General features: G+C 31.6%; 10 protein-coding genes. All 10 read left to right on the forward strand.

The window, feature by feature from the left end:
* Positions 1-31 precede the first annotated feature (31 nt).
* The 10 genes from DWZ69_RS06210 to DWZ69_RS06255 all read left to right on the forward strand — a co-directional run bounded on the left by DWZ69_RS06210 (position 32) and on the right by DWZ69_RS06255 (position 12,403).
* Complete coding sequence (locus DWZ69_RS06210) at positions 32-1,219, forward strand: hypothetical protein (protein WP_117999586.1); 1,188 nt, start codon at positions 32-34, stop codon at positions 1,217-1,219.
* The gene (locus DWZ69_RS06215) at positions 1,220-1,429 is read left to right on the forward strand and encodes a DUF896 domain-containing protein (RefSeq protein ID WP_117999587.1); all 210 of its coding nucleotides are present in this window, start codon (positions 1,220-1,222) and stop codon (positions 1,427-1,429) included.
* 1 nt (position 1,430) lies between these two features.
* Complete coding sequence (locus DWZ69_RS06220; RefSeq protein ID WP_117999588.1) at positions 1,431-1,976, forward strand: 5-formyltetrahydrofolate cyclo-ligase; 546 nt, start codon at positions 1,431-1,433, stop codon at positions 1,974-1,976.
* A 22-nt stretch (positions 1,977-1,998) separates the two neighbouring features.
* The gene (gene miaB / locus DWZ69_RS06225; protein ID WP_117999589.1) at positions 1,999-3,405 is read left to right on the forward strand and encodes a tRNA (N6-isopentenyl adenosine(37)-C2)-methylthiotransferase MiaB; all 1,407 of its coding nucleotides are present in this window, start codon (positions 1,999-2,001) and stop codon (positions 3,403-3,405) included.
* A gap of 2 nt (positions 3,406-3,407) precedes the next feature.
* A complete protein-coding gene (mutS, locus tag DWZ69_RS06230) occupies positions 3,408-6,098 on the forward strand; it encodes a DNA mismatch repair protein MutS (RefSeq protein ID WP_117999590.1) in 2,691 nt (896 codons plus the stop codon).
* A gap of 9 nt (positions 6,099-6,107) precedes the next feature.
* Positions 6,108-8,102, forward strand: a complete 1,995-nt coding sequence (gene mutL, locus DWZ69_RS06235) for a DNA mismatch repair endonuclease MutL (protein ID WP_117999591.1) — start codon at positions 6,108-6,110, stop codon at positions 8,100-8,102.
* 8 nt (positions 8,103-8,110) lie between these two features.
* Positions 8,111-9,052 (forward strand): tRNA (adenosine(37)-N6)-dimethylallyltransferase MiaA, encoded by a 942-nt coding sequence (gene miaA / locus DWZ69_RS06240; RefSeq protein WP_117999592.1) that lies wholly within the window; start codon positions 8,111-8,113, stop codon positions 9,050-9,052.
* A 139-nt stretch (positions 9,053-9,191) separates the two neighbouring features.
* Entirely contained in the window at positions 9,192-10,487 is a 1,296-nt protein-coding gene (locus tag DWZ69_RS06245) for a methionine gamma-lyase family protein (RefSeq protein WP_117999593.1), read from the forward strand.
* A gap of 123 nt (positions 10,488-10,610) precedes the next feature.
* Positions 10,611-11,291, forward strand: coding sequence for a DNA repair protein RadC (radC, locus tag DWZ69_RS06250; protein ID WP_117999594.1), 681 nt, complete (start codon positions 10,611-10,613; stop codon positions 11,289-11,291).
* Positions 11,292-11,371: 80 nt separating this feature from the next.
* Positions 11,372-12,403: a rod shape-determining protein gene (locus tag DWZ69_RS06255; RefSeq protein ID WP_199521889.1), complete on the forward strand. Its 1,032-nt coding sequence runs from the start codon at positions 11,372-11,374 to the stop codon at positions 12,401-12,403.
* Positions 12,404-12,423 lie beyond the last annotated feature (20 nt).

Here is a 12,423-nt window from a genome sequence, read left to right on the forward strand (position 1 = left end):
ACATAGATTTTGTTAGTTAAGGAGAGGCATTATGAATATACGTTTTTTAGCGCAGTCAGAATACTTCAACGGATTACATATAAAGGATGACATTGTTTTAGAAAAAGAATACGAACAGGGTCCTTTTACTAATTTACCAAAGGTAAGATATTATCTATATTATTTAGAGGAAAATGTAAGAAAAGAAGTTATGCCATTTTCTGACAAAGTAGATGTGTTTAATATTACTAATTGCCAAAATGAATCAGAATACTTATATTTTACAGAATATTCTGACATGCATGACGGTACATATGTGTTTAGTATTGTAAGATACAACATTACAGATCATACCCATACCAAAATAATATCTTTGAAGGATAATATTAATTTATATCCTGACAATAAGCAGATTAAGATTTTTATATTGGATGAGTCAAATCTTATAATACAAAGAGCTCTTCCAAGAATCAGCAAAAACGGAATTTTAAAAGAGTTTTTTGATTATTCACTTATTTTATTTAATTTTGATAAAAATAAACAGATTTTCATTAAAGATGAAAATTTAGTAAAAAATGGAATTGAATTTATTCTTCCATATAATGAAAAAAGCTGTATAATGAAAACCGGCTATTCTGTTGCGGAAAATAACAGACATGAGAATCTTACAAAAGAAGAGGCAGCAGTTGAATCATTATTTGTTTTAAACATACAGCAGTTTATAAGTGACTTACAGCTTGACCAGTCTAATTTAATAATGAATGCTGTAGATCAGGCATATTATGACACAACAATTGTAAGTGCAAAAATCATAGAAAACTTTTTGATTTATTCGAAAGTAAATTACGAAAGTAATGACGAGAATATTATTTTCTATGACATTGAAACAAAAGAAATATATACATGTATTAATAAGACAACTTCAGGAGAATATCTTCTAAAAAATGCAACAGTAATAGAAGATATACCATATATGATAATGAATACTGCATCAGGAACTCAATTTTTCAATTTAATTTCCAACGAAATTGATGCAACTTATTCAGAAGAATATGATATTAGATTTGTAAATAATAATACAGTGATTTCAACAACAACAGAAAAAACATTGTTTGGTAAAGAATTTCAGGTTGTTTGCATCCACAAGTTCCCAAACAAAAAAGTAATTTTACAGGAGAAAGGAGAGTATATAGGATGTGTTACCTCAGATAAGAATACATCATATATATTTTTAAAATAAATGGACAAGGAAAAAATAAACAGAATTAACGAGTTATATCATAAATCAAAAGAAACAGGACTTACCCCTGAAGAAATTGAAGAACAAAAACAGCTTAGAACAGAATATAGAATGGCTATCATTAATAATCTGTCAGCTAATCTTGATAATGTTAGAATCAAGAATCCTGACGGTTCAATTTCAAAAGTAGAGCCAAGAAGAAAGCATTAAGATGAATATTAGTGAAGAAAAAAGCAGATTAAGAAAAGAAATAAAACAGAAAAGATTAAAAATGACTGAAAGTGATATACAGGTAAAAAGTAATATTATCTGTAATAAGATTATTAACAGTCAGTTTTACAAAGAAAGCAAGTGTATTTATTGTTATATGGCAATTCAAAATGAGGTTGATTTGAGTTTAGTTATAAGGGATGCACTATTGGCAGATAAAACTGTGGCAGTCCCTAAAGTTGTCAATAAAAACGGACAAATGTACTTTGCTGCAATAAACAAAAATGATAAATTTGAAAATGGTCTATATAACATTCCGGAGCCAAGCAACTCAAAAATTGCACCTAGTGCCGACTTAATTTTGGTTCCCGGAGTGGTTTTTTCGACTAAAGGGGAAAGAATAGGTCAGGCAGGTGGATTTTACGACAGATATCTTAGAAATAGCAGTTGTCATTCAATTGGTGTAGCGTATGATTTTCAGGTGTTTGATGAAATTCCAACCGAGTTACATGATGTTCCCGTAAATGAAATAATAAGTAATAACTAAAAAGATAAAATAGGAGATTTATATGAGTTTTACAAGCGAAGGCGAAAAGCAACAATATTATATTAATAAATGTAAAGAAATAATCAAGGCAAAAGAGGCTGCTTTAGGAAGAAAATTAACAGCGTGTGTCTGTACATTCGGTTGCCAGATGAATTTCAAGGATTCAGAGAAACTTCTTGGTATTCTTACTGAAATTGGCTACGAAGAAACAGAAGATGAGCATGCTGATTTAGTTTTATATAACACATGTACCGTAAGAGAAAACGCCAATTTAAAAATTTATGGCAGACTTGGATATCTTTCAAAAATTAAAGAGAAGAACCCTGATATGATTATCGGCCTTTGCGGTTGTATGATGCAGGAGCCACAGGTTGTCGAAAAATTAAATAAAAGCTACAAGTTTATTGATTTGATTTTTGGTACACATAATGTATTTTTATTAGCTGAATTATTATATGAAAGATTAATAAGCGGTCACAAAATCGAAGATATCTGGGATGGCACAACAGAAATTGTAGAAGATTTACCTGCTGTTAGAAAGTATGACTTTAAATCAGGCGTTAATATTATGTATGGTTGCGATAATTTTTGCAGTTACTGTATTGTTCCTTATGTAAGAGGTCGCGAAAGAAGTAGAAATCCTGAAGATATTATTAACGAAATAAAGGATTTAGTTGCCAATGGAGTTGTAGAAATCATGCTTTTAGGTCAGAATGTAAACTCTTATGGAAAAAATCTTGAAAATCCTATTACATTTGCTCAGTTATTAGAGCAGGTTGAGAAAATAGACGGCTTAAAGAGAATCCGTTTTATGACATCACATCCAAAGGATTTATCAGATGAATTAATTGAAGTAATGGCAAAATCTAAAAAGATTTGTAAGCAGATGCATTTACCACTTCAATCAGGTAGCACAGCTTTGCTTCAAAAAATGAACAGACATTACACTAAAGAACAATATTTAGAATTAGTAAGAAAACTTAGAGAAGCAATACCTGATATTGGGATTTCAACAGATATAATTGTAGGTTTTCCGGGAGAAACAGAAGAAGATTTCCTTGAAACCCTTGACGTTGTAAAACAGGCTGAATATGAATCAGCATTTACATTTATTTATTCAAAGCGTTCAGGAACACCTGCTGCAAAAATGGTAAATCAGGTAAGTGATGATGTTATTAAAGACCGTTTTGACAGATTACTTGCAGTAGTTAATGAAATTTCAAAAAAGAAAACTGAAAAATATCAGGGGACTGTTCAGGAAGTTTTAATAGAAGAAGTAAACAAAAAGATTCCTGGCTACGTTACAGGAAGATTAAGTAATAATGCAGTTGTTCACTTTGAAGGAAACAAAGAAGATATTGGTCAGCTTGTAAATGTTAGATTAAACGAAGCTAAAGGATTTTATTATATGGGAGAAATAGTGAGATAGTTATGAGTTTACCGCAAATGATGAAAGATGTGTGGGACAATCATTTTGAAAGTCTTACACCAATGATGAAAAATTACTTAGAAACAAAGAAACAGCATGAAGACTGTATAATTTTCTATCGTTTAGGAGATTTCTATGAAATGTTTTTTGACGATGCCTTAGAAGCATCAAAAGTTATGGAAATCACTTTAACAGGTAAAAGTTGTGGTTTAGAGGAGAGGGCACCAATGTGCGGTGTTCCTTACCATGCCGTTGACATGTATATAAATAAATTAGTTACAAGAGGTTATAAGGTCTGTATTGTAGAACAGGCAGAAGATCCTGCACTTGCAAAGGGCTTAGTAAAAAGAGAAGTTTCAAGAATTGTTACACCGGGTACTAATTTAAACCTTACTGCAATGGACGAAGGCAAAAACAACTACTTAATGTCAATTGCGTATATCGGTGGTAAGTTTGGCATATCAATAGCTGATGTTACTACAGGTGATTATTATGTAACAGAAGTTTATTCTGAAAGAAATGTTCTTGATGAAATCAATAAATTCATGCCTACTGAAATCATCTGTAATCATGCATTTTTAATGTGTGGTATGGATATTGACGATATTAAGAACAGACTTTCCATTTCAGTATTTGAGCTGGAAGAATGGTATTTTGACGAAAATAACTGTTCAGAAGTTTTAAAAGATCATTTTAGAATCATGGACTTATCAGGTCTTGGAATTTCTGAAATGTCACTTGGTGTTATAGCATCAGGTTCCTTACTTAAATATTTGTATGAAACACAGAAAAATTCATTAACACATTTATCTAAGTTAGTACCTTATTCAACAAGTACATTTATGATTCTTGATACATCTACAAGACGTAATCTTGAGTTATGTGAAACCTTAAGGGAAAAACAAAAACGTGGTTCACTTTTATGGGTACTTGATAAAACAAAAACAGCAATGGGTGCCAGAACTTTAAGAGGATACATTGAACAGCCACTAATTTCTAAAGAAAAAATAATCAACAGACAAAAAGTAATTGAAGAGTTAAATAAATCCATTATAACAAGAGACGAATTAAGAGAGTATTTATCTCCAATTTATGACTTGGAAAGACTTCTTAGTAAGATTTCCTACAAGTCAGCTAACCCAAGAGACTTAATCGCTTTTAAAACGTCATTGGAGATGTTGCCGCATATTAAGAATATTATAAAGGATTTTAAATCACCTTTATTTATAGAATTATATGAGCAACTTGATACATTAGAGGATATAACTTCGTTAATTACTAATTCAATTACAGATGATCCACCGATTAATATAAAGGAAGGCGGTATCATAAGAAGCGGTTTTAATGAAGAAATTGATAAGTTACGCTCTGCTAAAACAGAAGGCAAAGGTTGGCTTGCTGATTTAGAATCTCAGGAAAAAGAAAAAACAGGCATAACCAAATTAAAAATCAAATTTAACAAAGTATTTGGTTATTACATAGAGGTATCCAATTCCTTTAAAAATCTTGTGCCTGATTATTATGTTAGAAAGCAGACTTTAACTAATGCTGAAAGATACACAACTGACAAATTAAAAGAACTGGAAGAAATTATTGTTGGTGCTGAAGATAAGCTTTTCTCATTGGAATATAATATTTTCACATCAGTAAGAGATGAAATCTATAATCAGATTAACAGAATTCAAATGACTGCAAAAGCCATAGCGAAAATTGACGTTTTTGCTTCTTTAGCCTATGTTGCAGAACATAATAACTATGTAAAACCAAAGATAAATGAAAAAGGTGTTATTGACATAAAAGACGGCAGACATCCTGTGGTTGAAAAAATGATACCCGACAATATGTTTATATCAAATAATACATTTTTAGATACAAACAAAAACAGATTGTCCATTATAACAGGTCCTAACATGGCAGGTAAGTCAACTTATATGAGACAAACAGCCTTAATAGTTTTAATGGCTCAAATAGGTTCATTTGTGCCTGCAAAAGAAGCTAATATTTCTATATGCGATAAGATTTTCACAAGAGTAGGTGCTTCAGATGACTTGGCAAGTGGACAAAGTACATTTATGGTTGAAATGACGGAAGTGGCAAATATTTTAAGAAATGCTACTGCAAACAGCCTTTTAATATTGGACGAAATTGGACGAGGTACAAGTACCTTTGATGGTTTATCAATAGCCTGGGCTGTTGTTGAGCATATATGTGACAAGAAAATTCTTGGAGCTAAAACATTGTTTGCTACACATTATCATGAACTGACAGAATTAGAGGGAACTCTACCAGGTGTAAATAATTACTGTATTAGCGTTAAGGAACAGGGCGATGATATCGTCTTTTTAAGAAAAATCATCAAAGGCGGTGCAGATAAAAGTTATGGTATACAGGTAGCAAAACTTGCCGGCGTCCCTGACAGTGTTTTAAACAGGGCAAAGGAATTAGTTGCAGAATTAAGTAATGCAGATATTACTGCAAAGGCAAAGAATATTGCAGCTTCCTTACAGCCTGGTACAAACGTGCTTCCATCCATTAACGATGATTTAGAAGCGCACCAGATGACTTTATTTGATGCAGTAAATGAAAATGAAATAATAAAAGAAATTCAGGAATTGAATTTAGGTGAAATGACACCAATTGAAGGATTAAATTATTTATTTAAATTACAAAATCAGTTAAAAAACCGTTGGTAAAGGAATAATATGGGAATAATAAAAGAATTAGATCAAGGTACAATCAATCAAATAGCAGCAGGTGAAGTAGTCGAAAGACCTTCTTCAATAGTTAAAGAATTACTGGAAAATTCCATTGATGCAGGTGCTACACGAATTTCAGTGGAAATAGAAGAAGGCGGTACTAAATCCATTAGAATAACTGATAATGGAAAAGGCATAAACAAGGAGGACATAAGAATTGCTTTCCTACGACACACCACAAGCAAAATTAAAACTGCCATGGACCTGCTTACAGTTTCATCTCTTGGCTTTAGAGGTGAGGCTTTATCAAGTATAGCAGCAGTTTGCCAGGTTGAACTTCTAACAAGAACAGCTGATGCCATGGAAGGAATCCGCTATAGAATTGAAGGTGGAAAAGAAGTTGGTTTTGAAGAAATCGGTATCCCTGTGGGCACAACATTTATTGTTAATAATATTTTCTTTAACACACCTGCCAGAAGAAAATTTTTAAGAACTGCTCAAACAGAAGCCGGTTATGTATCTGATATAATTGAAAAAATTGCTCTATCCCATCCTGAAATTGCAATAAGTTTTAAAAGTAATGGTAAGATCAAAATTCATACCTCAGGTAATGGTAACTTGAAAGATGTTATTTACAGCATCTATGGAAGAGAAATTACTGAAAATATTCTGGAGATAAACGAAGAAAATGACTTTATGAAAATTTCAGGCTATATTGGCAAAGCAATAATTTCCAAAGGAAACAGAACATTCGAGAATTATTTTATTAATGGAAGATATATTAAAAGCAATATAATTTCAAAAGCAATAGAAGATGGTTATAAATTTATTTTAATGCAGCACAAATATCCATTTACGGTAATTGATTTTACAATTAAACCTGAATATTTAGATGTAAATGTACATCCGTCCAAAATGGAATTACGTTTCAGGAAATCAGAAAGTATTTATCCTATGATTTCAGAATGCATCAATGATGCATTAATAGAAAAGCCAAATATTATTGATGTTACTTTCGAGAAGAATGTAGAAAAAGCTGAACAGATAAAATACATCCCTGAACCTTTTGAAAATAAAAGACAGGATATTGTTAATTCAATAAATAACAACTTATCAAACGATAATAGTTCAAATGTAAAATATGATTTTTATAATTTTGGCGAAGGACCAAAAGAGCCAGATAATTTGGGAAATAATAATTTAAACAATGATTTGAACACAGGCTTTAATAGTAGTTTAAATAGCAATTTAACCACTGGTGCAAACCAGTTAAATATGACACCATCTGAATTTGGAAACAATACCTTACAAGAAGATGTTAATTATAACACAACAGCAAATAGCATCAATAATATTACAAATAATAAAATGGTTCAAAGAGAGCTTACTGAAGAGTATGACAACTTTTTAAGTGAAGTGGCAAAGCCAAAGCATAAAATAATAGGTCAGGTATTTGACACTTATTGGATCGTCGAATATAACGACAAAATGTATATAATTGACCAACATGCAGCGCATGAAAAAGTAATGTTTGAATCTCTTATGAACAAACTGGAAAATAAAGAAATTAGCAGTCAGATGATTAATCCTCCAATCATACTTTCTTTGTCTATGAGTGAAAGTCAGTTACTGGAGAAATATTTAGAAAACTTTAAAAATATAGGTTTTCAAATAGAACCATTTGGTGGTCAGGATTATGCTGTAAGAGCAGTTCCATCAGACCTTTACACTTTAGACAGCGAAGATGTTTTAATGGGCATAGTTGACAATCTTTCTAATGAAACAGGCAAAATGGTGCCTGACATAATTAATGAAAAAATTGCGTCAATGTCCTGTAAGGCAGCTGTTAAAGGGAATAGCAAATTGTCTTATGAAGAGGCTGACAAACTAATAGAACAGCTTCTGCAATTAGATAATCCATATAATTGTCCTCACGGAAGACCAACTATAATTTCCATGAGCAAATATGAATTAGAAAAGAAGTTTAAACGAATAATTTAGGAGAAAAAATGAATAAATTAGTTATTCTAACAGGTCCTACCGCAGTAGGAAAAACCCACTTGTCCATTCAATTAGCAAAAAAAATAAATGGAGAAATAATCAGTGCAGACTCCATTCAGGTTTATAAGGGGATGGATATAGGTTCTGCTAAAATTACAAAAGAAGAAACCGATGGTATTCCCCATCATTTAATAGATATATTAGAGCCAAAAGAAGAATTTAATGTACACATTTTTAAGAAACTGGCCACAAAGGCGATTAATGATATATCTAGCCGTGGTAAGATTCCCATTATAGTTGGTGGTACAGGTTTCTATATACAGGCTGTGTTATATGATATTAATTTTGATGATACAGAAACAGATTATGAATACAGAGAATATTTAGAACAACTTGCAAAGGATAAAGGTAATGCCTTTTTACACGATATGTTAAAAGAGGTTGATCATGAATCTGCCGCTGCAATTCACTGTAATAATTTAAAACGTGTCATTAGGGCTTTGGAATATTATAAACAAACAGGCAAAAAAATATCAGAACATAATGAAAAAGAACGCGAAAACAAATCACCTTATAATTTTGCTTATTTTGTTTTAAATGACAAACGTGATAAATTATATAATCGTATAAATCAAAGAGTTGATATTATGTTTGACAATGGTCTTTTAAAAGAAATGGAAACACTAATTGCCAAAGGCTACACAAGGGATTTGGTTTCTATGCAGGGTATCGGCTATAAAGAACTTTTTAATTACTTTGACGGAAAAACATCTTTAGATGAAACAAAAGAGTTAATCAAAAAAAATACCAGACATTTTGCTAAAAGACAGCTTACCTGGTTTAGAAGAGAAAAAGATGTAACAATGCTAAATATAGATGAATTTAATTATGACAGATTAAAGGTCTTAAATGAAATGTTAAATTTTTTAAAAAACAAAGAAATTATTTAGTGGTAAAGATTATTTAACAAAGTAAATTATTAACTTTTATTAATTTACAAATTATATAATTAAATAATAATTATATGCAATTGACAAATAAAAGTTATTATTCAAACAAGAAAATAAAGTATTATACAGAGGTAAAAAAATGGATAATTTAAACAAAGAGATACAGAAACAATATGAAAGAATGGGCATAAACAGTGATGTATTAAATATATCAGATGAAATTATTAACGATTTATCACAAAGATTTCAAAAAATTGACAAAATTGCAGAGTACAATCAGTTGAAGGTGGTATCTGCTTTCCAAAAAAATAAAGTGGCAGAGGAACACTTTAACACAACAACAGGCTATGGCTATAACGATATAGGCAGAGATACATTAGAAAAAGTTTACGCTGATGTTTTCCACACAGATGATGCTCTTGTAAGACCACAGATAACATGTGGTACACACGCACTTGGGTTAGCCTTGTCTGCTAATTTACGTCCGGGTGATAAACTTATGTACATAAGTGGAAAACCTTATGATACTTTAGAAGAAGTTATCGGTATAAGACCATCAAAAGGAAGTCTTGCTGAATATGGTGTAAAGTACGATCAGGTTGACTTGCTTGAGAACGGCGAGTTTGATTTAGAAGGCATAAAAAACAAATTAGACGGTGTAACTTTAATTGGTATACAGCGTTCCAAAGGATATGCAACAAGACCTACATTATCTGTAGAAAAAATCGGTAATGTAATAAAATTTATAAAGGATATTAAGCCTGAAATTAAGATTATGGTAGACAACTGCTACGGTGAATTTGTTGAAACCATAGAACCATCTGACGTAGGTGCAGATATGATAGTAGGTTCATTAATAAAGAATCCGGGTGGCGGTCTTGCTCCTATTGGCGGTTACATTTGTGGTACAAAGGATTGTGTTGAAAATTGTTCATATCGCCTTACAACACCGGGACTTGGTAAAGAAGTTGGCGCTAACTTAGGTGTTATGAGTCTTTTATATCAGGGCTTGTTTTTGGCACCGACAGTTGTGGCAAGTGCCTTAAAGGGTGCAATTTTTGCGGCAAATCTTTTTGAAAAATATAATTTTAATGTAATTCCAAACGGAACAGAAAGCAGACACGACATTATACAGGCTATAGAATTTGGAAAACCTGAATGTGTTATAGCTTTTTGTAAAGGCATACAGGCAGCAGCACCTGTAGACAGTCACTTAACTCCTGAGCCATGGGATATGCCGGGCTATGATGCTCCTGTAATTATGGCAGCAGGTGCTTTTGTGTCAGGTTCTTCAATTGAACTTAGTGCTGATGGTCCAATTAAGCCACCTTATGCTGTATATTTTCAGGGAGGTCTTACCTGGCAGCATGCAAAACTTGGAATATTAAAAGCATTCCAGAACATGGTTGATGACGATTTAATTACAATAAAATAGTAAAAAATTTTTATTTGTCTTTTATTGTAAAAAACATATACATGCTTTTTTTATTGTGCTACAATAACAAAGGTTAAAATTTTCACAACTTTCTGTACTTGGAGAGAACGGAAAGGTTGAGAAATGAATAATACAATTAAACAATTACCGGAAGATGAAAGACCATATGAGAAATCATTAAAATATGGTGTTGAAACATTGAGCAACAGCGAATTATTGTCGTTGATTTTACGAAATGGTACAAAAGGCGTAAATGTTAAGGAACTATCGTCCTCCTTAATAGACAGTGACAACGGTTTATTGTCACTAACACGTATTTCTTTTGAACAACTTACCAAAATTAACGGTATAGGCAAAGTAAAAGCAATACAGATTCTAGCTGTTGTAGAAATTGCTAAGAGAATTTCCATGTCAAATTTTAATAATTCAGTGAAGTTTGAAACTCCTGAATTAATCTCAAATTATTATATGGAAAGATTAAGACATTTAGAACAGGAACAAATGCATGTAATGTTCCTTGACACTAAATGCAAATTAATTAAAGATAAACTAATTACATCAGGAACCATTAATCAGTCATTAATTTCTCCAAGAGAAATTTTTGTTGAGGCTTTAAGATGTAATTGTGTAAACATTGTTTTAATACATAATCATCCAAGTGGTGACCCAACACCCAGCAGAGATGATATCAACAGTACCATTAGGGTTCAAAGAGCTGGAAAAATGATTGGAATTAAATTAATTGACCACATTATTATTGGTGATAATACTTATTCCAGTTTACGAGCTTTGAAACTAATATAGGCTTTATGAAAAAAACTTGAATTCAAACTAAATGATTTAACAGAAATTAAGTCATTGAAACTGAGCTGAAAGGATTAAACATGAGTAAAAGCGTTTACGGAATAGATTTTGGTACAAGCAATATAAAAATTTATAATGGTGTTACCAGAACAAGTTTAAATGAAAAAAATATTATAGCAATAAAAAATAAAACAGACCTTTTTGAAATAGGTGATGAAGCTTTTAAAATGTACGAGAAAGCTCCTGATAATATCGAAGTAGTATTTCCTATTAAGTATGGTGTTATTGCTGACTTAAAGAAAATGAAAATGCTTTTTGAGCAGTTCTTCAAAAAATTAACAGGTCCAAGAGGCAGTAAAATGGGTAGATTCTGTATTGCAGTTCCTGCAGACATTACAGAAGTTGAAAAAAGAGCATTTTATGAAGTAGTTGCCAAGTCAGATATTAAGGCGAGAGAAATTAAAATCGTAGAAAAGCCAATAGCAGATGCTGTTGGTTTAGGCATAGACATATCAAGCTCCAAAGGTAACATGATTGTTAATATTGGTGCTGATACAACCGAAGTTTCTATTATATCACATGGTGGTATAGTAATAAGCAGAATTGTTAAGATTGGTGGCAATATGTTAGACCAGTTAATTTGTGAAAGCGTTAAGAAGCGTTATAATATTTTAATAGGTTTAAAAACAGCTGAAAAGATTAAAATAGCTTTATCTGATGCAATGTATGTGGAAGACGGTGTAACAGACGAGGACATCTTTTATGTATACGGAAGAAACGTTATAACAGGTCTTCCATCTGAAAGAGGTATTTCAAAGGATACTGTTTATGAAGCAATAGAGCAGTTCTTTGATGATATTGTTGATGCAATAAAGAATCTTTTAGAAAGAACTCCACCGGAACTTACTGCTGATATTGTTGATGCAGGTATTTATTTAACAGGTGCTTCATCATCAATTAAGAACTTAGATAAGTTAATCAAAAAAGAAACAGACTTGAATGTGAATGTTATTAAAAATCCGGGCGAGTCAGTAATTAGAGGTATTTCGATTATTATGTCAGATTCAAAATACCGTAAATTAATGTATGAGCCGAAAGAAAGCACATTCTAAATAATAGACAAAGGAAAATA

The organism is Eubacterium sp. AF34-35BH, assembly GCF_003477765.1.
GTDB lineage: Bacteria > Bacillota > Clostridia > Lachnospirales > Lachnospiraceae > Eubacterium_G.